The sequence below is a fragment of the Aureimonas glaciei genome, from assembly GCF_014643375.1.
GTDB classification, from domain to species: domain Bacteria; phylum Pseudomonadota; class Alphaproteobacteria; order Rhizobiales; family Rhizobiaceae; genus Plantimonas; species Plantimonas glaciei.
This window is the reverse complement of the sequence record NZ_BMJJ01000001.1, coordinates 694,124-718,914: the sequence shown is the minus strand read 5'-3', so window position 1 is coordinate 718,914 and position 24,791 is coordinate 694,124. Positions and strand designations below refer to the sequence as shown.

19 protein-coding genes and 1 tRNA gene are annotated in these 24,791 nt (G+C 69.3%); 10 read left to right on the top strand and 10 right to left on the bottom strand.

Going from position 1 to position 24,791, the window contains the following annotated elements; genetic code table 11:
- The first annotated feature begins 18 nt into the window (after nucleotides 1-18).
- On the top strand, nucleotides 19-1,605 hold the full coding sequence (xseA, locus tag IEX88_RS03300) for an exodeoxyribonuclease VII large subunit (RefSeq protein WP_188849110.1): 1,587 nt from the start codon (nucleotides 19-21) through the stop codon (nucleotides 1,603-1,605).
- A 94-nt stretch (nucleotides 1,606-1,699) separates the two neighbouring features.
- Here the strand turns inward: xseA and IEX88_RS03295 are convergent, their stop codons facing one another.
- Nucleotides 1,700-2,104, bottom strand: coding sequence for a host attachment family protein (locus tag IEX88_RS03295; protein ID WP_188849109.1), 405 nt, complete (start codon nucleotides 2,102-2,104; stop codon nucleotides 1,700-1,702).
- A gap of 360 nt (nucleotides 2,105-2,464) precedes the next feature.
- Between IEX88_RS03295 and IEX88_RS03290 the strand changes: the two genes are divergently transcribed.
- A complete protein-coding gene (locus IEX88_RS03290) occupies nucleotides 2,465-2,668 on the top strand; it encodes a hypothetical protein (RefSeq protein ID WP_188849108.1) in 204 nt (67 codons plus the stop codon).
- 79 nt (nucleotides 2,669-2,747) lie between these two features.
- Here IEX88_RS03290 and IEX88_RS03285 read toward each other — a convergent pair.
- A tRNA-His gene (locus IEX88_RS03285) sits at nucleotides 2,748-2,824 on the bottom strand.
- 186 nt (nucleotides 2,825-3,010) lie between these two features.
- The gene (locus IEX88_RS03280) at nucleotides 3,011-3,589 is read right to left on the bottom strand and encodes a phasin (protein ID WP_244639781.1); all 579 of its coding nucleotides are present in this window, start codon (nucleotides 3,587-3,589) and stop codon (nucleotides 3,011-3,013) included.
- 281 nt (nucleotides 3,590-3,870) lie between these two features.
- Between IEX88_RS03280 and IEX88_RS03275 the strand changes: the two genes are divergently transcribed.
- Entirely contained in the window at nucleotides 3,871-8,469 is a 4,599-nt protein-coding gene (locus tag IEX88_RS03275) for a histidine kinase dimerization/phospho-acceptor domain-containing protein (protein WP_188849107.1), read from the top strand.
- Nucleotides 8,470-8,604: 135 nt separating this feature from the next.
- Here the strand turns inward: IEX88_RS03275 and IEX88_RS03270 are convergent, their stop codons facing one another.
- Nucleotides 8,605-10,779, bottom strand: coding sequence for a GumC family protein (locus IEX88_RS03270; protein WP_188849106.1), 2,175 nt, complete (start codon nucleotides 10,777-10,779; stop codon nucleotides 8,605-8,607).
- A gap of 180 nt (nucleotides 10,780-10,959) precedes the next feature.
- Complete coding sequence (locus IEX88_RS03265) at nucleotides 10,960-12,090, bottom strand: endo-1,4-beta-xylanase (RefSeq protein ID WP_188849105.1); 1,131 nt, start codon at nucleotides 12,088-12,090, stop codon at nucleotides 10,960-10,962.
- A gap of 45 nt (nucleotides 12,091-12,135) precedes the next feature.
- Between IEX88_RS03265 and IEX88_RS03260 the strand changes: the two genes are divergently transcribed.
- On the top strand, nucleotides 12,136-13,425 hold the full coding sequence (locus IEX88_RS03260) for a lipopolysaccharide biosynthesis protein (RefSeq protein ID WP_188849104.1): 1,290 nt from the start codon (nucleotides 12,136-12,138) through the stop codon (nucleotides 13,423-13,425).
- Here IEX88_RS03260 and IEX88_RS03255 read toward each other — a convergent pair.
- The 3 genes from IEX88_RS03255 to IEX88_RS03245 are packed head-to-tail and all read right to left on the bottom strand — an operon-like array spanning nucleotide 13,397 to nucleotide 16,373.
- Nucleotides 13,397-14,263, bottom strand: a complete 867-nt coding sequence (locus tag IEX88_RS03255) for a DUF6492 family protein (protein WP_188849298.1) — start codon at nucleotides 14,261-14,263, stop codon at nucleotides 13,397-13,399. The genes IEX88_RS03260 and IEX88_RS03255 overlap by 29 nt on opposite strands.
- 50 nt (nucleotides 14,264-14,313) lie before the next feature.
- Nucleotides 14,314-15,123 (bottom strand): WecB/TagA/CpsF family glycosyltransferase, encoded by an 810-nt coding sequence (locus tag IEX88_RS03250; protein WP_188849103.1) that lies wholly within the window; start codon nucleotides 15,121-15,123, stop codon nucleotides 14,314-14,316.
- A complete protein-coding gene (locus IEX88_RS03245; protein WP_188849102.1) occupies nucleotides 15,120-16,373 on the bottom strand; it encodes a glycosyltransferase in 1,254 nt (417 codons plus the stop codon). Before IEX88_RS03245 ends, IEX88_RS03250 begins: the two co-directional genes overlap by 4 nt.
- Before the next feature lie 181 nt (nucleotides 16,374-16,554).
- Between IEX88_RS03245 and IEX88_RS03240 the strand changes: the two genes are divergently transcribed.
- The 6 genes from IEX88_RS03240 (at nucleotide 16,555) to IEX88_RS03215 (ending at nucleotide 21,747) form a co-directional block, all read left to right on the top strand.
- Nucleotides 16,555-17,544: a glycosyltransferase family 2 protein gene (locus IEX88_RS03240; RefSeq protein ID WP_188849101.1), complete on the top strand. Its 990-nt coding sequence runs from the start codon at nucleotides 16,555-16,557 to the stop codon at nucleotides 17,542-17,544.
- Nucleotides 17,513-18,811, top strand: coding sequence for an O-antigen ligase family protein (locus IEX88_RS03235; protein ID WP_188849100.1), 1,299 nt, complete (start codon nucleotides 17,513-17,515; stop codon nucleotides 18,809-18,811). The genes IEX88_RS03240 and IEX88_RS03235 overlap by 32 nt, the downstream gene beginning before the upstream one ends.
- Nucleotides 18,812-18,891: 80 nt before the next feature.
- The gene (locus tag IEX88_RS03230; protein ID WP_188849099.1) at nucleotides 18,892-19,353 is read left to right on the top strand and encodes a DUF2948 family protein; all 462 of its coding nucleotides are present in this window, start codon (nucleotides 18,892-18,894) and stop codon (nucleotides 19,351-19,353) included.
- 67 nt (nucleotides 19,354-19,420) lie between these two features.
- Nucleotides 19,421-20,713 (top strand): histidinol dehydrogenase, encoded by a 1,293-nt coding sequence (hisD, locus tag IEX88_RS03225; RefSeq protein ID WP_373289537.1) that lies wholly within the window; start codon nucleotides 19,421-19,423, stop codon nucleotides 20,711-20,713.
- 7 nt (nucleotides 20,714-20,720) lie between these two features.
- Entirely contained in the window at nucleotides 20,721-21,197 is a 477-nt protein-coding gene (locus tag IEX88_RS03220; RefSeq protein ID WP_188849097.1) for a UPF0262 family protein, read from the top strand.
- A gap of 79 nt (nucleotides 21,198-21,276) precedes the next feature.
- Nucleotides 21,277-21,747, top strand: coding sequence for an arsenate-mycothiol transferase ArsC (locus IEX88_RS03215; protein ID WP_188849096.1), 471 nt, complete (start codon nucleotides 21,277-21,279; stop codon nucleotides 21,745-21,747).
- Between the two features lie 36 nt (nucleotides 21,748-21,783).
- Here the strand turns inward: IEX88_RS03215 and IEX88_RS03210 are convergent, their stop codons facing one another.
- Together IEX88_RS03210 and IEX88_RS03205 are read right to left on the bottom strand one after the other, a co-directional pair.
- On the bottom strand, nucleotides 21,784-23,364 hold the full coding sequence (locus IEX88_RS03210; protein WP_188849095.1) for a DHA2 family efflux MFS transporter permease subunit: 1,581 nt from the start codon (nucleotides 23,362-23,364) through the stop codon (nucleotides 21,784-21,786).
- An 85-nt stretch (nucleotides 23,365-23,449) separates the two neighbouring features.
- Nucleotides 23,450-24,694 (bottom strand): HlyD family secretion protein, encoded by a 1,245-nt coding sequence (locus tag IEX88_RS03205; protein ID WP_188849094.1) that lies wholly within the window; start codon nucleotides 24,692-24,694, stop codon nucleotides 23,450-23,452.
- Between the last annotated feature and the right edge of the window lie 97 nt (nucleotides 24,695-24,791).

Sequence of the window (24,791 nt, the reverse complement as noted above, 5' to 3'; positions counted from 1 at the left end):
GTCGTCAGAGTGGACCGCATGAGCATCGCCGACGAATCCGCTGCCTCCAATCTCGCCGAATACTCCGTCTCGGAAATTTCCGGAGCGCTGAAGCGCACGGTCGAGGAGGCCTTCGACCATGTCCGGGTGCGCGGCGAGATTTCCGGCTATCGCGGCCCGCACTCCTCGGGACACGCCTATTTCAGCCTGAAGGACGACCGGGCCCGGCTGGAAGCGGTGATCTGGCGCACCGCCTTCACCAAGCTCGCCTTCAAGCCGGAGGAAGGGCTGGAGGTCATCGCGACGGGCAAGCTCACCACCTTCCCCGGCTCGTCGAAATACCAGATCGTCATCGAGCAGATCGAACCGGCGGGCGCCGGCGCGCTGATGGCGCTCTTGAACGAGCGGCGGCTGCGGCTGGAGGCCGAAGGCCTGTTCGTCGCCGCGCGCAAGCGGCCTTTGCCCTACATGCCCCGTGTCATCGGCGTCGTGACGTCACCCACCGGCGCCGTCATCCGCGACATCCGCCACCGCATCGCCGACCGCTTTCCCGTGCATGTGATCGTCTGGCCGGTGCGGGTGCAGGGCGAGACCTCGGCCGCCGAGGTTGCGGCCGGCATCGCCGGGCTGAACGCCCTCGACGGCTCCAACGGCCTGCCGCGGCCGGACGTGATCATCGTCGCGCGCGGCGGCGGCAGCCTGGAGGATTTCTGGAGCTTCAACGACGAGGCGGTGGTGCGGGCCGCGGCGGCCTCGGCCATTCCGCTGATTTCGGCCGTCGGCCACGAGACCGACTGGTCGCTGCTCGACCATGTCGCCGATGTCAGGGCGCCGACGCCGACGGGCGCGGCCGAAATGGCAGTGCCGGTGCGCGCGGACCTCGTCGCGACGCTGGCCGCCCTCCACGCCCGCCATGGCAATGCCGTGTCGCGCCGGCTCGGCGAAAGCCGCCGCCATGTCGCCGCCTCGGCCAGAGCGCTGCCGACGCCGGACATGCTTCTCGCTCTGCCGCGGCGCCGGCTCGACGAGGCCGCGACGGCCATCCGCCGCTGCCTTTCCATGGCCGTCGGCGAAAAGCGCCGGGCCTATGGCGACGTTGGATCGAAACTGTCGCCGGGGAGCCTCGAATCGCTCCTGCGCGAGAAGCGCGCCGATCTGCGCCATGCCGACAGCGCTGCCGCGCACGCCTTCGAAGGCCTCGTCGGCCGCCGTCGGCAGCGGTTCGAGCGCCTGCAGTCGGACCTGCGCCCGCATGTCGTCGCCGCGCACAGCCTGCAGGCGCGCCACCGCCTTGACGGCCTCGCCGCGCGCTTCGAACAGGCGTTCGGCGCCCGCCAGGACCGGCGCCGGCAAGCGCTGTCGGCCGCGATCCGCGTCGCCGCCAGCCTCGACCCGCGAAAAATCCTGCAGCGTGGCTATGCCATCATCCGCGGCGCGGACGACGTGCCGATCACCCGCGCCGAGGGGCTGCTTCCCGGCATGGCTTTTGCGGTGGAATTTGCCGGCAACGAGCGGCGCGATGCGGTGGCGGTCGAGGGGGCGCCGGGGGAATTCAAAACGTCCCTCCGCCCGAAGCGCGCGGCGCGGGCCAAGATCGTCGTCGAGGGGCAGGGAAAGCTCTTTTGACGAGACACTTCCGCGACGTAGCGCGACGCTAAGCGGGCGGCCTGTTGGGCGGACGGCACTTCCTGCCAGCCCGCCCCCGCTCCCGTCGTTCCGCTTAGGCGGCGGCGATCGCCTTCTGGATGTCGTCGCTTGTGTGGCCGGTCAGGTCCTTCGACAGTTCGCCGACGAGGACGTCCTTCAGCTTCTGGTGATAGTGCTTGCGCAGCTCGCCCAGCGCCCGCGGCGCGGCGACCACGATGAGATCCTTCAGCTTGCCCTCGATGGCCCGCTTGTTCAGCACGTCGGCGATCCCGGCGGTAAAACCGTCCTCGTCCTGCTGGCTGTCGGCGGGATTGGCCGAACTGCTGGGATGCCCGACGCCGCCACTCTTGTTGTCGGTGTCGATCGCGGGGGTAGGCGCGGCCGTCAGCGAGGGGTTGGCTTCGTCGCCCGTGTTGTGGAACAGGCTGAGCTTCTGGCCGTCGAGAACGGCAACGGTGGCTCCCTTGGGGATCTGCATGATGTTTCTCCGGAAATGCACGACCATGAATGGCCAATCAATCGCACGGGGCCCCGACGGGCCCGTCACGTTTGCTAACGCCCGCCCGGGGGATTGGATGCATCCGGGCGCAAGGGCGTCCCTGTGGATCGGCGTCCTGACGCGGCTCGATCGTCTTCCCGCGATCAGGGGCATTGCCCGAGCATCATGGAAATCCCAGGCCAGCCGTTGAGGCTTCGACGGCGACAAGCCGCGGCTCCCCTGCCGTGGGAGGCTGGTCCCGCCCCGCGCCAGGTGAGCGCCATGGCCATTTGAACGGATGGCGCCGAGCGGCGTTGTCGGGTGCCGTGCCAGGATGGGCGGCGCACCCGGGAGAACACGATGACCGAGCCGATGATGAAGCAGTGGGAGGCCGAGGCGACGCATATGCGGGGCCGCGATCTGACGAAAGAGGAAAAGGCGGCGATCGGCGAGGAGATCCTGAAGGGCCACCTGCAACCGACCTTGGCCAAACGCCCCCGGAAAAACGCCATCCGCCGCGCCATCGACAGCGTCCGCCCGGGCCCATCTGGCCGCCAGAACTAGGTCAGCGGCAGCAGGACGTCACCGTGGCGGCCTCATCCGCGCTGCGGCGTTCAGCTCTTGATTTTACTCTGAAATCGAATGGTACGGTTGGGCGGGTTCGAACCGCCGACCTCTGGAGCCACAATCCAACGCTCTAACCAACTGAGCTACAACCGCATGCAGGGCACATCGAGGCGCCCAGGCGAGGCAATAAATTCTTTCGGCCTCCGGCGCAAGGGCAAACCGTGGCGCAGGCGATACGAGCCGCGCGGGATGGCCGCTTCGGCTCCAAACAAAATCCCGGACCGCGCGGTGTGGCGCGGCCCGGGATAAAAGGGAGGCGTCCTAGCCCCGCCGTCAGGATCAGTGCTTGGCGGCGTCGGCGGCCTTCTGGAAGGCCTCGCGGCCCGGCTTCATCATTTCCTGAGCGACCTGCTGCGACAGCGCCTGCATGTCCTTGGACTGGTCGGTCGCGGTCTCGATCTGCTTGCGCACGTAGCCGGTCTGCATCTCGATGACCTCGGCGAAGGATTTGGCGCCCATCAGCTTCTCCAGGTGCGAGAAGGCCTGCTCGGCATTCGAGCGCATGGCTTCGATCGCCTTCTTGGAAAGCGAGAGCGAACCCTGGTGGGCGTGCTCCATCGTCGATTCCAGGGCGCGCGTCGCCTCGTCGGCGGCCGTCTTCATCCGGGAATAGGCTTCCTTCGACTGCTCCATCGACTTCTGCGTCAGGGCGCGAAAGGTCTCGGTCGCTTTCGACGGATCCATGCCCATCATCGACTGCGCGCTGTTCATCATGTCCTGGGTGGCCTTCTGGGCGTTGTTCATCATGTCCTGAGCCGTCTTCTGACCGGCGGCCATCATGTCCTCGGTGGCGCCCTTGGCTTCCGCCGCGTTCGCCTTGGCCGATTCAGCCGCCTTGCTGCTGGTTGTATTGGACATTTCCTGTCTCCCTTGCGGTCTCGATTTCTTCTCCGTCGTCTCTCGAGTGGCGCTGGACCGCTCAGTCCGCCTGCCTCTTCTGTTAGCACATTCTATTGTGCAATGCAACATAAACACCCGGGTGGCGGGTGAAGGCAGGCTCCTGTTAACCCTCATTCGACTGCCACCCGCACGGGGAGACGAAGATTCTGGATATGTTCGCTGACGCCCTTTATTAAGGAGCTGTTAAGCACTCGCCATCCCGTAAATGGGCTGGCCCCTCTGTATCGGATCGGTCCCCTATGAGCACAGCGAGAGGATTCTCACCGCTCGACATCATGACGCTCGGGGATTTTCGTGGCGCCAACGAAGCCGGCGATGGGCTCGTCGTGCTGGCACCGGAACTCGACAGCGTCCTGTGGGCCAACCAGGCCGGGCGCGTTCTGCTCGGCCTTTCCGACGATCGCCCGAGTCTGTCGCCGACCTCCGGCCTCAGCCGCCAGATCAGGGCGACGGCGCGGCTGATCGAGACGCGCGGCGAGGCCCGGCTGCTGCTGCGGCCGGCCACGGGCCTCGCCGCCCAGCCGGTGGTGGCGGACCTTCGGCGCGTGGCGACGCGAGCAGGCGTTGAAGTGGTGATCCTCGCTGCCGCCGCCGTGCGCCCGGTGGCGGCCTCGCTCGGCGTGCTGGCCGACCGGCTGCTGCGGGAAAGCGGCCTGGAAGACGCGGCGATCTACGGCCGGGACGGCACGCGGATTTCGAGCGCCGCAGCCAATTCGGTCGACGACCTGCCGGCCGAGATCGCCGCGCTCCTCGACTCCGACCTGCCACAGCGGGTGGTCGACAGGGCCGATGCCCGGCTGACCCTCGCCCGGGTGGCGCGGGACCTGGTGCTCGTCTGGCAGGACCAGCCCGGCGCGCCCGAACCGGCTGCCGAGCGCTCCGATGCGCCCGTCGAAACACCGGTCGACGCGCCGGCACCCGGCCCTACCGCCGCTGCCGTTGCCGATGAAGGGGACCTGCCCAGCGAGCCGACGCCGAGCGCGCCAGCCTTGGAAAGCCTCGAGGCGACCAGCATGAGCGCGATCGTGCGCCGCTGGCACAGCCGCGGCACGCCGACCGGTCTGGCCCCCGCCTGGCGCCCGGCCGGAACGCCGGACTCGCCGGAAGCGGGCGCGGCCGGTGCGGACTCTTCCACCCCGGCGGAGGCCGGTGCGGACGCGGCGGAGGCAGGCACGGACGCAGCGGCTGACGTCCCTCGCTCGGACCTGCTGGCGTTCGAACAGACCGACACCGGGCCAGCGGACACGGTCGCGGCGGACTCCGGGCCGGCAGACGCCGGATGGATGAGCACCAGGCCGACGCCCCCCGAGCCATCGGCCGCTCTGCCGCAGGACGATGAGGTCCGGGAGGACGGAATAAGCGATGGGCCTCCCGAAGCCGTCCCGGCGCCGGCGGAGCCGACGCGCCAGCGCTCGATTTGGGCAGTTCCCGCCGCCGATGGCGACGCGGCGCTGGACCTCGGTGCCGATCCCTTCCCGGCTTCCGTCGAAACGGCGGAGCCGGAACCGGCTGGCGGCGAGGCGGAGCAGACGGATGCTGACGGACTCGCGCCGATCCTGGCGCAGGCCGAGGCGGACAAGGCGGACCGGCCGAGCCCGCCCGCCCCGATGCGCCCACTGCGCTCGGCCTGGGGCGCCCCTGTGGAGTCAGCCGCCCCGCCCCTCCCGGCAGCACCCGAAAGCGATGCTGGCGATCGCCCGCGGTCGGAGGACGACAGGCCGATGCCGGAGACCCTGGGCGACCGCGACCGGACGGTGCCGAACGACGCCCCGGTCTGGGGCGACGGCGAAAGCGCGCCCTCCGTCGAAAAGCCGATACCGGCCGTGCCCCCGGACACGGTCCCCGAGACGCCCGCCGATCTCGACGAGACGATCGACGAGGATTTGGAGGTACCGGCCGAGGAGGATCTCTGCCCGGGCGGCGAGGAGCGGAGCCGGCCGGAAGGGCTGGCGCCGACGACCATGCCGGAGGAAGCCTCTCCTGCAGCCATGATGCCCGTCGCCGCCCCCGAAGCCGTTCGGACAGCCGAAGAGCCCCGTCTGGATGAAGCGCACAGCGATGCCGCCGTGGCGACGGCGCCAGCGCCAACGACCGAGCCCCCCGCGGGGCGGCAGCCCTTTGTTCCGAGCTTTTCCGGCGCCCCCGTGCGCTTCGTCTGGCAGATCGACCGCGACGGGAAATTCCGCTCGCTGACGCCGGAGTTCTCGGCCGCTGTCGGCGCCAAGGCCGCCGACGTCGCCGGCCGCAGTTTCCGCGAGGTCGCCGACGTCTTCGGCTTCGACACCTCGGGCGAGATCTCGCGCCTTCTGGAGCGCCGCGACACCTGGTCGGGCCGGAGCATTCTCTGGCCGGTCGAGGCCAGCGACCGCAAGGTGCCGGTCGATCTGGCGGCCCTGCCGGTCTATGCCCGCGACCGCAGCTTCGACGGCTTCCGCGGCTTCGGCATCGTGCGCATGAACGAGTCGGTCCCCGATCCCGACGCGATCGGCATGATCCTGGCCGATTTCGGCGCCTTCACGCCGGACGTGTCCGATGCCCCTCTCGTGGAGATTTCGGAGACGCTCGCGCCGGACGCCGGGGCGCCAAACAACGGGACGCCGGAGGCCGGCGCGGCGCAGGCTCCAGGGTCCAACCTCCCAGAGGCCCCCGGTCGCCCGCTGCTGACCACATTCGAGGCAGCGACGCCGCCGGCATCCTTCGGCCGTCGGCCGGAGCCGCCGCTGGTGCCCGCCGCGTCCCCGGACGCGCGGCCGGACGAGGACGCCGGCGAACCGAAGGTCATCCGTCTGGAAGAACGGCGCAGGCCGCGGGACGCCGGACTTTCGCTTGCCGAAGAAGCCGCCTTCCGCGCCATCGGCGCGACGCTCGGCCGGGATCGGGCGAAGGCGCCCCGCGACGAGCGCGGCGGGCCCGCAGAGGAGCCGGCCGCCGAGGCGGCGGAAGCCCGTGCGGCCGGCGCTCCGGCGCAAGACGCCTCGCCGGCGACGGTCGAGGACATGCCGGCGCCCGCCCTCGGCGGGACCGAGAGCTTCGTGCCGTCGACGACCGAGCCGGCTGAGCCGGCCGAGCCCGCCAGGCCGGCCGACATGGTCGCCCTGCCCGCACCGGCGCAGCAGAACGACGTGCTGCCGGGCGTGGACGGCGGCCCGTCGCACGATGCAGAAGGATTTGGGGACGACGCGCTGACCGCCGGCGCGAAAGCGGATGCGGCAGGATCAAGCAACCCGACGCACGACGCGACGACGGTTTCGGCGCCGGCGTCAGAGACCGCGGTCGAAGAGACCGCGAGTACAGACTTCGGCGCGGACGAGACCGACGAAGCTGCGGAAGCTCCCAGCAGCCCGCTGCCGGCCGAAATCGCCGCCGAGATCGAGGCGATCTTCGCCACCCTGCCGCTGCCCATGCTCGTCCAGATGAACGAGAAGCTGATCTATGCCAATCGCGAGTTCCAGGATCTCAGCGGCTATGCGGACCTCGCCGCGCTGGAAGCGGCTGGGGGGCTCGACGCGCTGTTCGCCGAACCGGCCGACGGCGTTCGCCAGGGCGAGCTCGCCATCCGCCGCTCCAATGGCCAGATCGCCGACGTGCGCGTCCACATGCAGCGGGCGACCTTCGGCGGCCGCTCCTGCCTGATGATGTCGTTCTCGCCCTCGCCGCGCGAGATCGCCGCGGTGGCCGCAACCCCGTCCGAGCCCGGCGGGCCGGCCGTGGAAGCCGATCTGCGCCAGCAGGTCGAAGAGTTGCAGGCGGTGCTGGATACCGCCACGGACGGCATCGTCCTCCTGGATCCGGCCGGCATCATCCGCGCCATGAACGGCTCGGCCCATGCCCTCTTCGGCCTTGGCCCGGACGCCCACAGCGGCCTGCACCTCTCCAGCCTGTTCGCGCCCGAGAGCCAGCAGGCGACGCTGGACTATCTCGAAATGCTGCGCGAGGAGGGCCTCGCCGGCATTTTGAACGACGGCCGCGAGGTGATCGGCCAGGTCGCGCAGGGCGGCGCCATCCCGCTCTTCATCACCATCGGCCGACTCTCGGGCGAGCGTGGCTGGTGCGTCGTCATCCGCGACATCGCACACTGGAAGCGGATCGAGGAAGATCTCGTCAACGCCCGCCGCCAGGCGGAAGCGGCGAGCCTGCACAAGAGCCGGTTCCTCGCCAATATCAGCCACGAGCTGCGCACGCCGCTGAACGCCATCATCGGCTTCGCCGACGTCATGGCCTCGGAGTGCTTCGGGCCGATCGGCAACGAGCGCTACATCGAGTATCTCGGCGACATCAAGCGTTCCGGCCACCACGTGCTCGACCTCGTCAACGACCTCCTCGACATCTCCAAGATCGAGGCGGGCAAGCTCGATCTCGCCTTCGAGGCGGTGTCGCTGAACGAGGTGATCGCCGAGGTCGTGTCGCTGATGCAGCCGCAGGCCAACCGCGAGCGGGTGATCGTGCGCTCGAACCTGCCTTCCTCGGTGCCGCCGGTGGTGGCCGACCGACGGACCATGCGGCAGATCGCGCTGAACCTCATCGCCAACGCCATCCGCTTCACCCCGGCGGGCGGCCAGATCATCGCCTCGACCACCTATACCGCCGATGGCGAAGTGCTGCTGCGCTTCCGCGATTCGGGGATCGGCATGTCCGAGCGCGAGATCGACATCGCCCTCACGCCCTTCCAGCAGGTGCATCCGCCCGGCGCCACCCGCGGCGAGGGCACGGGGCTCGGCCTGCCTCTGACCAAGGCCATGGTCGAGGCGAACCGGGCGAATTTCGCCATCAGCTCGGCCCCCGGCGAAGGCACGCTGGTGGAGATTGCCTTCCCGTCTCAGCGCGTTCTCGCCGACTGAGCCACACGCCCGGCGCACCGCGCCGGCGCGGTGGGCGGCCGGTCCCAGGAAAAGGTCGAGCCCGGCGACGGGCCGCGCGTCTGCGGGACACTCCGCGGGCGCTTCGGCACCTGCAGGTTCAGGCTCGACCTTGCGTCACGAGCCGCGGGTCAGTTCGCGACGGCGACGAATGTCGGCGATCGCCTGCTTCACGGTCTCGATCTCGTCGCGGAGCGTCGCGACCGTCGGGTCGAGGGGCGGCGCCGCGGCGTCGCGTCGTTCGGCGTCTTTGGCATCGGCCGCGGCGATGGCCCGCACCCGGTCGCGCAGCGAAGCCCGCTGGCGGACCTCCGGGGCGCTGGTCCGGCCGGCATCGGCCAGCGTCAGGCCGGTGCCTTCGAGCCGATTCCCGGCATGGAAGGCCGACGCATAGTCGAGCGAGGGAGCGTCGGTGAGGCGGGAGGCCGGCAACTCCCGGCCCGGCGCTCCGGCATGGTCGCTGCGACGCGTCGCGGACTCGTCTGACGGGGTCGGTGCGGACGGAGCGATGGCATCGGCGATCCGGGGCTCCTCGACCCCGGCTGGGATCGGGTCGGCGACGTCCGCAGTGTCGGCCGGGCTGCGCGGTTCCGCGGCGTCGGCGCGCGTGCCGGGTACGACAGTCGTCGGCGGCATCACGGTCGTCGCCAGCCCGTCGGCGTGAATTGCGGCCGCAGGCATCGGGGCAGCGGCCGGAACCGGCACCGCGGCGACCGGCGTCTCGGAAGCGGGGATCACGGCAGCAGGCGTTGGGACAGCAGGCACCGGGGCAGCGGGCATCACGGCGGCGTTCACCGGGGCGGCGGGCACGGGGGCCCGCATCGCGGCGCCCGGCGCGTCGGTCCCTTCGCCCCAGCGCGACGTGCGCTGGCGGCGGCGGTCGGCGAACACTGCGCGCAGGAGCCGGAACATCGCGGCAAGACCGGCGATGCCGATCCCGGCGAGGAAACCCAGCAGGCCGCCGGCGACCACCACGGTCTTGCGCGACAGGCTGCTCGGCAGAAGCGGCGGGGTCGCTTCGGAGATGACGCGGACATTGGCGGTGTTCAGGCTCTCCTGCTCGCCGGTCTCGCGCGCCCTCAGGAGAAAGGCCTCGTAGACCGCGCGCGAGGCATCGACCTCGCGCTCCAGTTCCCGCAGCTTGACGAAGGCGCCGCTGGTGGTGACCTGCTTGTCCTTGAGTTCGTCGAGCTGGGCGGTCAGGTCGCGCTCGGTCGCCTCGGCCCGCGCCAGTTCCGTCTGGGCCGCCGCGACGATGCGCTGCAGTTCGCCGGCAATCGCCTGGCGCGAGGCGGTGAGCGCGCCCTCGCTGGCGATGCGCTGCGGATGCCGGGGACCAAGCTTGGTGCCGAGGACCGCCTGCTGCTGGGCGAGCTCGGCATAGGTCTGGCGCAGCCGCACCAGGGCTTCCGACGCCAGTTCCTCCGGCAGGGTGCCTCGTACCACGTCCTCGACGCTGGCCGAGCGCATCGAGTCGGCCTTGACGCGCAGCGCGGTGATGTCGCCGCGCGCCCGGGCGAGCCGGTCGTTGGTGCGGGTGATGTATTCGTCGTCGACCAGCCGGCCGCCGACGCCGATCAGCGCGTTCTGGCTCTTGTAGTCCTCGACGGCGCTCTCGGCCCGCACCACGCTCTGGCGTAGTTCGGCGAGGCGCGAGGACAGGGAGTCGGTGGCGCGGCGCGCGGTGTCGGACTGCACGCGGCCCTGCTCGGCGATGAAGACTTCCGAGGTAAGATTGGCGATGCGGGCCGCCTTTTCCGGATCCGTCGATTCGACCGAGAGGTTGATGACGAAGCTCTTGGCCTCGCGACTGACGGTCATCGCGCGCCGCAGCCGCTCGAGCGTCCGGTATTCGCGGTCGCCCTGCGCGGCGTCGGTGCCAGCGAACAGGCTCGTCAGCGCCGGCGGCAGCCATCCGGACAGGCCGCCGACCGAGGTGCCGTTGAATTCGGGATCGGCCTCGAGATCGGCCTTGGCGATGACCCGCGACAGGATGTTGCTCGACATGATCACCGCGGTCTGGCTCTCGACGAGGGCCAGCGTGCCTTCGGACGGCAGGCCGTTCGGCGTGATCTCGTTGGCGACGACCTTGAGGTCGCGCGGGTCCATCAGGATCTGCGTCGTCGCGGTGTAGCGCTTAGGGGTCGATATGGCGAGGGCGACGGCGAGGCCGAGGCCGAGGATCGTCGTGGCGACGATCAGGAGCTTGCTGTTCCAGACGGCCTTGGCGACGTAGACCGGATCGATCACCGGGCCGCGCGGGGATCGCCGGCGTTCCTCCCCGACAGCCATGGCAGGGCCCGGCGCCGGCAGCGCCTTCGCGCCCGCGGCATTCCCGGCCCTTGCTGATGTTTCGTCGGAATTGAACATGACACCGGACGGTAATAAGTTTCCAAGCATAATGCGGCCTGGATGGACAAGAAAGCATTAACGGCGATCCCGGGATCGCCGGCGACGTCGGGCCGCGCCCGGTCAGGCGAGCCGTCGGCGGATCAGGTCAAACCAGGGTTTGGGCCGGTAGTCGGCGTCGAGCGGCAGCGGCCGCGAGGGCTTGCCGTCGCGGCGCGGCATGACGTCGGGAATCCAGCTGTAGCGGTCGGTCATCCCCCAGGTGATGACGGCATCGGGACGGCCTGCGGCGAACACGCCTTCGAGCAGGTCGCCGACGACGACGAGGGCCGCCGCATCCTGCTCCTCGGGCCCGCCGTCGATGTTCCAGTCGATGACGTCGAGCTCGCTGATCTGCAGGAAGACGCCGAGCGACTTCAGTTCCCTGCCGAACCTTGCGAGCGCCGGGATGTCGATCGCCTGGTCGGCGTAGAGATGGCCCTGGATCCCGATGCCGTCGATGCGGATGCCGGCGTCCTGCAGCTGCCGCACGATGTCGAGCACGATGGCTCGACGGCGGTCGTAGCGGTCGCCGGCAAATTCCAGGTCGTAGTCGTTCAGGATCAGCCGCGCCGAGGGATCGGCCCGCGCCGCGGCGGCGAAGGCGATGGGAACGTGGCGCGCGCCGAGGACCCGCATCCAGTAGCTGTCGCGCAGCACGCCCTCGTTCGCCGGATCGTGCGCGATCACCTCGTTGACGACATCCCAGGTCTCCACCCGGCCGCGATAGCGGTCCATCACCGCCTCGATGTGCTCGGTGAGGACCCGTTCCGCTTCGTCCGCCGCCGAGATCCTCTCCACCCAACCCGGCAGGGCGTTCCACCAGACATGGGTATGGCCGTGCGACCGCCGGCCGTTTTTCTGCGCCAGGTCGACGAGCCGGTCCGCCGACGCGAAGTCGAAGGCGTCCCGCGTCGGCCGCAGGGCTTCCCATTTCAGCTCGTTCATCGGCACGATGATGTCGCAGTGGTCGAGAAAAGCCTGGGTATAGGCGGGATCGCTGTCGAGATATTCGATCTGGATGGCGGCACCGAAGGGAACGGCGCTGCCTGCCGCGCGGGCGGATCCGAAGGGGGAGGCTGCGGCCAGGGCCGCCGCGCCGCGCAGCAGCGAACGGCGCGTTAATCCCGCCTCGCCTATGCTGCCTGCCGACGGCGAGGATGTCGGGGACGCGACGGGCGACCCGCGGTCGCTGCTTCTGTTGGTCAGACCCATGTTCTTCTCGCTCGAGGACCGATGATGCTGCAGGCCGGAACGCTGATGGCCAAGCTTAAAGGCAATATCGGCCTTGTCACGGCCTATGCGCATCTGATGGGCGGGTCGCTCGGCCGGCTGGTCTTGTCGCTCGGCTATTTCGTCTGCGTCGCCAATGCCCTGTCGCTGGCGGACTTCGGCCGCTTCGCGACGGCTTCGGCGACCGGCGTCGTCCTGTCCCGGATCGCCGCCTTCGGCTTCGTCTCGCCGCTCTACCGGGTCGCGACCGGCCGGCCGAGGCTGGTCGGCGTCTATACCGCCGGCTTTCTGGCCGCGCTCCTCGCCTCCCTGCCCCTCGTCGCGCTCGTGGCCGCCGGCTTCTACGCGGTCTTCTTCCAGGGAGAGATGAGCATCCTGGCCTTTGCCGCCATCGTCGCGGCGGAAGTCCTGTGCTGGCGGGTCCTGGAAGTCGTCTGCATCGTCAACAACGGCCTCGGCCGTTTCGGCCGCGCCGCCATCCTGGCGATTTCAGGCTCCGCCGTCCGCACGCTGGCGGCCCTGGCCTTCGCCCTGTTCTCGGACCATTCGCTGATCGCCTGGGCCAGCGCCTATCTTCTCGCCAATGCGCTCGCCATGCTGGGGGCGATCCTCTTCTTCTATCCCCGGATCCGGCTGCGCTTTGCGCCGTCGCTCTATCTCGCGCGCTGGCGCGACAGCGTCTCCGTCGCCAGCGCCGAGATCATCTTCTATCTGCAGTCCGAACTCGACAAGCTCTTGGTGCTGTCGCTCGGCGGGCCGCACATCGCCGGCCTCTACGCCATCCTGATGCGCCTCGTCGACCTCACCGCAATTCCGGTGCGCGCCTTCAACACCATGCTCGTGCAGAAGCTGATGAAGGCGCCGCAGACGCTGGCCTCCTGGCGCCTTCGCGTCTCGCTGGAGGCCGGCATCGCGGCCGTGTCGATCGCGGGCCTCGCCTTCCTCGGCGGGTTCCTGGCGATCTTTCCGACCGCTCTCGGCGACAACGTCGCCGATGCCGCGCCGCTGGTCCTCCTGGCGCTGCTCGTCCCGGCCTTCCGCAATCTCGTGGAATTCCAAAGCGAGCTTCTCTACGCCCGCGGCAAGACGACGGTTCGGGCGCTGATCCTGGCTCTGGTCGGGGTGATCAAAGCGGGGCTCCTGGCGCTCCTGCTCGGCCATTTCGACGATCGCGGCACCGCCTGGATCGCGGGCATGAACGGCCTGTTCGCGGCGCTCTGGCTGGTTTCGGCCGTCGCCACCTACACCGCCTTCGACTGGCACGGACGGGGCCGCCCGGCCGCGCCGGTCACGCCAGCCCCGCAGCCCGGCGAATGAGCCCGATGCCGGTGCCGGTGAAGGACTGGATGCCGACCGCGACCTGATCCGGCGCCATGGTTTCGGCAAAGCCCTCGATCTCGGCCCCGCTCATCGCGCCGCCGCTCCAGTAGATCCGGCAGAGGCGGCGCTCGGAGGCGACATGCCGGTCCGGCCGCGCCTCGACCTCGTCGACGAAGCGGCCGTAGATCGTGCATTCCGACAGGAGCCGCGTGGCGGAAAGGCTCGCCACGGCCGGGCGCTCCCCGACCGCCTCGATGCGCGCCACCATCTCGCGCGCGGTATCGGTGCGCCAGGCGATCAGGGTGGCGATATAGCCGGTTTCATTGACCACGGTCCGGGGAAGGCCGAGCAGGTCGCCCGCCTTCCGCGACCAGGCGCGGTGTTCGCCGAGCGCCGGTTCGGGCAGATCTGAAAAGGCGTGGGCGATCCGGTGGAACTCGACGGCGCCGTCGTGCTGGAGGCTGCCGGCGTCGAAAGGCTTGAGGAAGACGACGTCGGAATCGCAGGAGATCAGCACGGCTTCCGGCATGGTCGCGGCCATGGCGATGCGCCGCAGCTGCTGCACGTGCCAGCCCCGCAGCGGCGGCCCTTTCGGAGACAGCCAGATGCGGCGGCGGCCCAGACTCATGGGATCGGGAAACGGCCGCAGCCAGAAGGGCAGAAGGTCGCGCTCGCAGACGATCTCGCGCCGCGGACCGGCCAAGGTCCCGAACAGCGCCATGTCGGCGGCCTCGACGAGGATGACGTGCCGGGTGATGCCGGTGACGCGGGCGTCGATGCTGTCGCACAAAAGCCGGCAGCGCTCGAAGTCGCCGCGATAGCTGGACGTGACGATGGCGGAGGGGAGGATCGCGCGTTCCAGGGGTCTTGTTCCGGCGGAGAGGGTCAGAGCGCGTCGGCTGCGGAACGCCGCCGCCTCTCGCGCAGGATATGGGTGAGGAATCTCGGATTGCCTAAGACATAGCGGCGCCAGAGACGGCGCGGCTCGGCGCAGAGCCGGAACAGCCATTCCGCGCGCAGATGCCGCACGACCGCCGGCGCCCGGGGGACTATTCCTGCCTTGAAGTCGAACAGGGCGCCGACGGCGATGGCCACGGTCGTCTCGGCAGCGGTCAGGTGCTGCGCGATGAAGAGTTCCTGGCGGGGCACGCCGAGCGCGACGAGGACGATATCGACCTCGGCGTCGCGGGTTCGGGCGAGCACCGCCTCGGTCTCCGCTCCCTCGGCATAGAAGCCGTCCGAGATCGGCAGGAAGTCATGCTGCGGCAAGTCCGCGGCGAACTTTGCCGCGGCGGCCTCGGCAACGCCCGGCCGCGCCCCGATCAGGCCGACCCGCGCCCCCCCGGGCAGCCGGCCGAGAAGAAAGGGGACGAAATCGGTGCCGTTGAGATTTTCCGGGAACGGCCTGCCGAAGAGCAGGCGCGAGGCGAGGTCGACGCCGACGCCGTCCGGCAGCACCGTGAAATCGGCCAGGGCGCGCCGGTACTCGCCCCGCTCATAGGCGAGGTTGATGCAATGCGCGTTGACGAAGGCGACCTTGGTGAAGGTCCCCGTCTTCAGCCGCCCGGCGATGTCGCGCGCGACGGCCTCGCCCCGGGCCGCCGTGACGCGAACGCCGCCGATCAGCCGGGTCTCCCCGGGAGCCGCCTCGGGCAAGGCGTTCGGCGCCAAAGCGCGGCGGGCGAGATCGGTCATCGACGCATCATCCCGGCCGGCACCGACCCGTCCGTGTCGGCCCCGACATCGTCCGTCCTGGCGGGCGGCAATGGCCGGCCGGCCGGTTCGAGCAAGGCGGTGAGGTCGGCCAGGCCGCGACGCACAGCGGCCGACAAGGCATGCCGCTGGCCGAGCATGAAGGCAAAGCCGTTGCCGCGCCGGACCGTTCCCGCCCGCGCGCCCGCCACCATCGCCACCAGCGCCGCGGCAAAGTCCTTTGCCTCGTCGGCGACGCGGACATTGTCGGGCGTGTGGTCGACGCCGCGCAGCGCGGCCCGCGTCGCCACGGCCGGCATCCCCTCCTCGAACGTCTCGATCGTCTTCAGCTGGACGCCGGTGCCGCCGCGCGTCGCCAATGCAACGACGTGCGAGGCCTTGATGAAGGCCTGCGCGTCCTCCACGCGGCCGACGAAGCGGACATTGGCGGGGGCCGGCGGCGGCGGACCGTCGAAGCGGCCGGCGATGGCGATCCGGAGATCGGCCGGCAGGAGCTTCACCACCTCCTCGACGAACCAGTCGAGGCCCCTTCGGTTCGGGGCCCAGCTCCAGGTGCCGATGAGACCGATGTCCTGGGTCCGGCGGCCGGTATCGGGCAAGGTCGACCGGCCGATCGAAAGGGCCAGGGGATGGCAGGCCGGATGCTGGCCGAGGCCCAGCAGGCGCTGGTCGTCACGGCTCAGCGGGTGAATGACCGCGGCCCGGCCGCAGATGCGGCGCTCGCTGATCGCCAAGAGCCGCGCCTCGCGCCGGTAGAGCAGGCGCGCAGCCCAAGAACGGGCATCGCGCGCGTTTTCCTCGGCGGAGAGATGCTCGACATTGTGCGCGATGAAGACCGAGGGCCGGTCGGCCAGGAGAAACGGATAGGCGATCGGCATCTGGACGGAATTCAAGACATAGCCGTCGAACGGCCCCGCCGCGGCCAGTCTCCGGCGCAGGATGCGCGGATCGAGGACGGCGAGCTTGGCCGCGGAGATGGGCAGGCCGGCCCAGAGGGCGTGCGCCAGCCAGGCGAGCTTCCGCCCGCGGCCGACGGCGGCGTTCTCGATCGCCAGTTCTCCCAGATCGATGTCGCCGGGCGCCGCCGCCGCCGATCCGGGTCGACGGAAGCCGGCCAGGGTCAGCCGCACCCCCTGTCGACGGTACTCCTCGACGATTGCGCGGTTGGCCAGCTCGAATCCCGACGCCGCATTGCCATCGGGCAGGAGGGAACTGATGAAAAGAAGGTGCATTCGCTCCGACCGACGCCGCTTCGACAGCCAGGAGCTTGGCAGAGACCGGTTTCAAATACGCTAAGCCGCCCATGAAAACGCGAGACGTCCAGCGGTTTTCGCCGCCCGTTCAGCCGCTCTTCATGATTATGCGGTGCAATGCGCGCGGGCAGAAGCAGGGCGCTTCGAGGCTGGGGCGGGCATGGACGATTCCATCACGATCGAAATCGTCTCTCCCGATCTCCTGCGGGATGGGGCGCCGGCGCACGAGATCGTGGTGACGCTGCCGACCTTCCGCCGGCCCGAACATCTCCTGAAGACCCTGGATTCGCTGGCGGCCCAGAAGACGGCGCGGCGCTTCGCGGTGATCGTCATGGAGAACGACGCGGCGGGGCGCGAGGGTCTTGGTGCCGCCGGGCCGCTGTTTTCAGCCGGGACGATAGAGGGCCTCGTCCTCGTCGCACACGAACGCGGCAACTGCGCCGCCTACAATGCCGGCTGGCAGACGGCCCTCGCCCGGTTTCCGGCCATGCAGCACCTTCTCGTGATCGACGACGACGAATGGGCAGGCGCGGACTGGATCGATCGCCTCGTCGCGACGGCGGAAAGGGAAGACGCCGATTTCGTCGGCGCGCCGCAATGCCCGGTGTTCGAGGCCGGCGCGACCGAGAGCGTCCGCCGCCATCCCGTCTTCACCGCGCCCTATACCCGAACCGGCCCCGTCCCGATCCTCTATTCCTCGGGCAATGTGCTGATCCGGCGCCGGGTGCTGGAGGCGATGGGGCCGCCCTTTCTCGACACCGCCTTCAACTTCATCGGCGGCGGCGACAGCGATTTCTACGCCCGCTGCCGGCGCCGCGGCTTCCGCTTCGCCTGGTGCCAGGAGGCCCCCGTCTGCGAGACGACGCCGGCGCGGCGCACCGAATTTTCCTGGCTGCAGGCGAGGAGCCTGCGCAATGGCGCGATTTCCGCGCTGATCGAGCGGCGCGCCGATGCGAGCCCGTCGGGCCGGCTGAAAATCCTCGCCAAAAGCCTCGGTCTTCTCGCTCTGTCGCCCTGGCGCTTTCTCAAACTCGCCGCCCGGACCCGTTCGCCGATGATCGGGCTCTATCCCATCCATGTCGCCATCGGACGCCTGATGGCCGAGTTCGGGAAGGTCAATGAACAGTATCGCCGCCCCGAACAGAACTGACGCCTCGCCGCAGGAGCAGGCCGTCCATGCCGTGCAGACGGCCCTGGCGGCGGGTATCTTCACGGCGCTCTTGGTCTCCTTCACGCCCTTCGTCTCGGAATCCGAGACGGCGGGCGGTACGGGAAACCTCGTCAATCAGCTCGGCTTCGGCAGCCTCGGCCTCTTGGCCCTCATCGGTCACGCCATGTTCTCCACGCAGCGCGTCGTCTTCGCCCTGCTGCGGCCGACCTGGCTGGTGATGGTCGCCTGGATGGTGTTTTCCGTCACCCAGTCGGCGACGCCGGACGCGGCCTTCCGCGCCGTGCTGTTCTCCCTGTTCGCCATGCTGGCGGCGACGGCTGTCGTGTCCTTCCCGCCGAGCGAGCGCGCCTTCCGCCAGGTGCTGACAATCGCGGCGCTGGCCGTCCTCGGCCTGTCCTATGTCGGCATCGTCCTTTGGCCGGATCTGGCCATCCACGGCGCGGGCGGCGACGAGCCGCAGCATGCAGGCCTCTGGCGCGGCATCTACGCGCACAAGAACATCGCCGGCCCGGTCATGGCCGCCCTGTTCTTCGGCGGCGTCTATCTCGTGCGCGGCGGCGATCGCTGGCGCGGCTGGCTGATCGCCATTCTCGCCGGTCTCTTCGTCTACAAGACCGGCTCGAAGACGACGGCGGCGCTGGTGCCGATGGTCGCCGTCCTCGTCATCGGCGCGCGCGTCTTCGGCGGCCGGGTGCTGCCGATCCTGATCCTGTCGATCACCATGGTCGCGATGGCTCTGCTGACCATCGGAACCGTTCTCTCGCCCTTTCTCGACGGCATCCTGCAGGCCGTCCTGCCGGGCACGACCTTCACCGGCCGCACCGACCTCTGGCGCTTCGCCCTCGATGAGATGCAGGCGCAGCAATGGACCGGCTGGGGCTTCGAATCCTTCTGGCTGAGCGACCATATCCTGCGGGCCGAAGCGCCGTTCGAACTCTCCTGGGATCCGCGCGGCATCGTAAACTCGCATTCGGGCTATCTCGACATCGCCATCGCCTTCGGTTGGCCGGCGCTGCTACCGGCGGTCGCGATGCTCATCGTCCTGCCGTTCAAGGACTATGTGAACAGCCGCCCCTCGCCGGAGAACGAGCGGCTGGCGGACTTCCTCCTGATGGTGCTGGCCTTCTGCCTCCTGACCTCCTTTCTCGAGAGCTTCCTGTTCAAGCGGGCCGATCCGGTTTGGATGATGACCTGGATCGCGATCGTCGGCTTGCGGCTGCTGGCGAAATTCCGCATCACGCCGTGACCGCGGCGGCAGGCGCCTTGGCAAGCGACGCCGGACGCCTAGTTCCGAGCCCACAACCCTCGCTGATCGGAAAGCTTCCCATGGACCTCCTGCGCCTCGACGCGGTCGACGCGGACGACCTCGCCATCCTCGCGGCGCACTGCCAGGACGCGGTCCTGCGCATCGACGATCTGCAATATCTGCCGGCGGAGCAGCGCTTCGTCCTGGCGATGAACCGCTTCGTCTGGGAAAAGGCCGGCGGCCATTCGCGTTTCAGCCTCTTCCGGCGCCAGGAATACGAGCGGCGACAGGCGGTTCTCAGCTTTGCCCGGGTCAGGGCCGTGCAGCGGCACGGCATCGATCCCGCCGCGACCGACCAGGTTCTCTCGCTGCTCACCATGCAGTTCGCGCCCGGCGATGCCCCCTCCGGCTGGATCGAGCTTGTGTTTGCCGGCGGGTCCGCGATAAGGCTCGACGTCGAATGCGTCGAGGCGCGTCTCGCCGACCTCGGCCCGGCCTGGTCGACCGCGGCACGCCCCGACCACGACAAGCCGGACAGGTGATCGTCCTCGCGCCGCCACGGCGCTGACGATCCGCCCGTATCAGGCCCATGCCGCGGGGAGAATGCAGGTGCCGGTCAGGCTGAATGTCGCCACAGGGGATTTCGAGGACCACTTCGAGGCGCTGCTGGCGGCCAAACGCGAAGTCTCGGCCGATGTCGATGCCGTCGTGCGCGACATCATCGACCAAGTTCGCCGGTCCGGAGACGAGGCGCTGGTCGCGCTGACGAACCGCTTCGATGGACTGGCGCTGACGCCGGAGACGCTGCGCGTCGGCACGGACGAGATCGAGGCCGCCTACCGGGCCACGGCGCGGCCGACGCTCGAGGCGCTGGAACTCGCTTACCGGCGCATCACCAGCCACCATGAGCGCCAGCGCCCCAGCGACGACCGCTACACCGACGCGATCGGCGTCGAGCTCGGCAGTCGCTGGACGGCGGTCGAATCGGTCGGCCTCTACGTTCCCGGTGGCGCGGCGAGCTACCCCTCCTCGGTGCTGATGAACGCCGTGCCGGCCAAGGTCGCCGGCGTCGAGCGCATCGCCATGGTGGTGCCGGCGCAGAAGGGCGAACTCAACCCGCTGGTGCTGGCCGCGGCACGCATCGCCGGCGTCGACGAGATCTACCGCGTCGGCGGCGCCCAGGCGATCGCGGCGCTGGCTTATGGCACCGCGACCATCCGGCCCGTGGCGAAAATCGTCGGGCCGGGCAATGCCTATGTCGCGGCGGCCAAGCGCCGGGTCTTCGGCACCGTCGGCATCGACATGATCGCCGGTCCCTCGGAAGTCCTCGTCATCGCAGACGGCGGCAACGATCCCGACTGGATCGCCGCCGACCTCCTGGCGCAGGCCGAGCACGACGCCGCGGCGCAGTCGATCCTGATCACCGACGATGCCGCCTTCGCCGATGCGGTGGAGCAAGCCGTCGAGCGCCAGCTGACCCGCCTGTCGCGGCGCGCGACGGCGGAGGCCAGCTGGCGCGATTTCGGCGCGGTGATCGTCGTCGGCGATCTCGCTCAGTCGGCCGCTCTGGCCGACCGCATCGCCGCCGAGCACCTGGAGCTCGCCGTCGAGGACCCCGAGGCGCTGTTCGCCGGGATCCGCAATGCCGGCGCGGTCTTCCTCGGCCGGCACACGCCGGAGGTCATCGGCGACTATGTCGGCGGCTCCAACCACGTGCTGCCGACGGCGCGCTCGGCGCGCTTCTCCTCGGGCCTGTCGGTGCTCGACTTCGTCAAGCGTACCTCGATCCTGAAGCTCGGGCCCGAGCAGTTGCGGGCGCTGGGCCCGGCGGCGATCGAGCTGGCCCGCGTCGAGGGCCTCGACGCGCACGGCCGCTCCGTCGCCATCCGCCTGAACCTGTGAGGGCGGCATGACGGAGACTCCGACCTCGCGGCTGATCGCCATCGATCTCGACGAGACCATCGGGCGGGCGACGCCCGATATCGAGCACGAGCGCGCGGTGGCGATCTTCGACCTCATCGAGGAGAACCGGTTCCAGCCAAGCGGCCTGCCCGAGGGACGCTTCCGACTGAAGCTGTCCCTGATCGACAAGCGCCTGGTCTTCGACATCCGCGACGAGGCGAATGCCGCCGTCGTCACGCACATCCTGTCGCTGACGCCGCTGAAGCGCATCATCCGCGACTATTTCCTGATCTGCGACAGCTATTACGAGGCCATCCGCTCGGCGACGCCCTCGCAGATCGAGGCGATCGACATGGGACGGCGCGGCATCCACAACGACGGCTCCGAAACCCTGCGCGACCGTCTCGCCGGCAAGATCGACCTCGATCTCGACACCGCCCGCCGGCTGTTCACCCTGATCTGCGTCCTGCACTGGCGGAACTGACGATGGACGGAGGTGCCGGTCCCCTTCCCCTCGAGGCGGCCGCCAGCCGGACGGCGTGCCTTGCCACGGGCCGCCCGGGATGAGCGGCGATCGCGCCCCGCCCGCCGATGGAACCGACAAGGCGCCGGTCACCTCGGTGCTGTTCGTCTGCGGCATGAATGCCATCCGCTCGCCGATGGCCGAGGCCATCGCCCGCTCGCTCCTGCCGCGCGGCACCTATATCGTCTCGGCCGGCGTTCGCACCGGCAACCGCGATCCCTTCGTCGACACGGTCCTCACCGAACGCCAGCTCAGCCTCGGCGACCGGCGGCCGCAGGGGTTTGCCGATCTCGCCGACAGCTATTTCGACCTGATCGTCACCATGGCGCCCGAGGCCCACCACACCGTCCTCGATGCCACGGGCTCGCAGGCGGTGGCCGTGGAATTCTGGCCGATGCCCGATCCGTCGGTGGTGACCGGCAGCCGCGAACAGATCCTCGACGCCTATCGCGACGTGCGCGAGCGCATCGAGGCGCGGATCCGGCAGCGGTTCCTGCCGGCGCCTGGATAGGCTCCGCGGGGCGTCTGGCACCAGGCCGAATGCCTGTCAGTGCGCCTCGACCTTGACGCCGGCGGCCGGCTTCTGGATGAAAACCGAGAGCAGAACGAGCGCGCCGAACAGCACCGTCAGGAACAGGAAGACGTCGGAAAACGACATCACCATGGCCTCGCGCCGGACGATCTGGGACATCTGGCTGACCGCCGTCAGGCTGCCGTCGAGGCCGTTGGCGTTCATCGAGGCGGCCATATTGGCCATCCGCTCCTCGACCACGCCGCGGCCCCAGCGCACCGATTCCGCCAACCGCTCGTAGTGCAATACCTCGCGGTTGGTGAGGAGCGTGTTGATGATGGCGAGGCCCACCGCGCCGCCGAGATTGCGCGTCAGGTTGTAGAGGCCCGACCCGCCCTTCATCTTCGCCGGCGAGAGCGTGCCGAGCGCGATGTTGTTGATCGGGATCATCGCCATCATCAGCCCGACGCCGCGCAGGATCTGCGGGATGAACAGGTTCCCAAAATCCCAGTCGTGCGTCAGCCCGGTCATCATGTAGGTGCCGAGGCCGAAGGCGGAAAAGCCGATCGCCATCATGATCCGCGGGTCCATCTTGCCCGACAGGATGCCCGAGACCGGCGCCATCAGGAACATGGCGAGGCCAGAGACGAACATGGTCTGGCCGATGGCGAGCGAATCATAGCCGCGGATGCGGGCGAGATAGACCGGGTAGAGATAGGTCAGGCCGTAGAGGCCGATGCCCATGACGAAGGAGAACAGCGAGCCGAAGGCAAAATTGCGGTTGGCGAAGGCCGAGAGGTCGACGATCGGCTCCTTGGCGGTGAAGGCGCGGTAGAAGAACAGCAGCGCGCCGACGACCATCACGAGGGTCGCGAGAGTGATCGAGGTATCCTCGTACCAGTCGTTCAGCGGTCCCTCTTCCAGCACGTATTCGAGCGAGCCGAGGAAGGAGGCCATGCCGGCGAGGCCCCACCAGTCGAACTTCGAGAACAGCGAATGGTCAGGCTCGTCGAAATCGACGAGGTTCCACACCGCGATGGCCACGATGATGCCGGGCGGCACGTTGACGAGGAACAGCCAGTGCCAGGAAAAGGCGTGACTGAGATAGCCGCCGACCGTCGGCCCGATCGTCGGGGCGAGCGTCGCCACGAGGCCGATCATCGGCGAGACGATCGAGCGCTTGGACGGCGGGAAGACGGTGAAGGCGGCGGCGAAGACGCTCGGGATCATGCCGCCGCCGATGAAACCCTGGATCGCCCGGTAGACGATCATCTGGTCGATGTTCGTCGCGGTGGCGCAGAGCGCCGAGGCCAGCGTGAAGCCGGCGGCCGACACGGTGAACAGCACGCGGGTCGACAGCATCCGCCCGAGAAAGCCCGACAGCGGGATCATGATCACTTCGGCGATCAGATAGGCCGTCTGCACCCAGGGAATCTCGTCCGACGAGGCGGACAGGCCGGCCTGGATCTCCGACAGCGAGGCCGAGACGATCTGGATGTCAAGGATCGCCATGAACATGCCGAAGACCATGGCGATGAAGGCCAGCATCTTGCGCAGGGGAATGGCGTCGCTGGCGGGCGCCGCGGGGGGAGTGGCTGAAGCGGTGGTGGACGACATGGCGCGGCTTTCGGCCTTTGACAGGGACGCGCCATTTACGGCGCGGTCGTCGCGGCTCTGTCGTCGCGGCGCGGTGGGCGGTGGATCAGTTCGAGTCGGTGGCGTCCGCGGTCTTCGTCGGCCCGGTGCGGATGTCGACCGAAACGACGGCCGACAGGCCCGGCCGGAACATGCCGGAAAACTCGGCAGTGTCGTCGAGGGAGATGCGCACCGGCACGCGTTGCACCACCTTGGTGAAATTGCCCGTGGCGTTGTCCGACGGCAGCAGCGAGAACACCGAGCCGGAGGCCGGCGACAGACTCGTCACCGTGCCCTCGAACTCCCGGCCGGGCGCGGCGTCGATCTCGATCCGGACCTTCTGGCCGGGGACGAGATCGCCGAGCTGGGTCTCCTTGAAGTTCGCGTCGATATAGACCTTGGTCATGGGCACGACGGCGGCGAGACGCTTGCCGGAGGAGACGAGATCCCCGGGCTCGACCGACAGATTGCCGACGACGCCGTCATAGGGGGCGTTGATGGTGGTGAAGGTCAGGTCCCGCGCTGCCTGGTCGCGGGCGATCTCGAGCTCGCGCACGGTGCGCTCGGCTTCCTGGCGCTGCGCGTCGAGCACGGCGACATTGGCCCGTGCCGCGGCGATCGAGGCATTGGCGCCGGCGATATTGGCCGCGGCCGAATCGCGGGCGCTCTGGGCGGTGTCGCGCCCGGCCTTGGTGCCGGCGCCCGACTTGACGAGATCGGACGCGCGCGACAGGTCGAGCTCGGCCTTGTCGAGCGCGACCGAAAGCCCTGCTTTGGCGGCATCGGCCTCGCCGAGCTGGGCCTCGGCGGCGTCGCGCTGGGCGGCGATGCGGTCGATCGAGGCGTGCTGGGTGGCGATCTTGGCCTCGGCCGTCTCCAGCGCCAGGCGGAAATCGCCGTCGTCGATGACGACCAGAGGCTGCCCGGCGACGACCTGCTGGTTTTCCTGCACCGGGACCGACTGCACGTAGCCGGTGATCTTCGGCGAGACGATCGACATGTCGGCACCGACATAGGCGTCGTCGGTGCTGACGAGAAAGCGCCCCTCGGTCCAGTAGGCGTGGCCGAAATAGCCGCCGGCGCCGATGGCGGCCAACAGCACCAGCGACAGGATGACCTTCTTCCGTCCGGATTTGGGCGGCTTGGCCACAACGGCGGCCTTCGCATCCTCTGTGGGAGCGACGGCTGTCGCCGGCGGAAGCGTGCCCGGCTTTTCGGCGACGCGTGCGATGGGCGCGGCGCCACTGTCCTGCCGGATTTCGGCATCGACCGTGCTTGCCTCGTCCCGACCCTTGCCTGCACTCTCCAACATCGCAGCCACCCTCAATCGAACCGAACCGTTCGGTTCGATGTTGACGTAGCGTCCTCTTTGACGCATTGCAAGATGGACAAACGAATTCCCTCCGCAA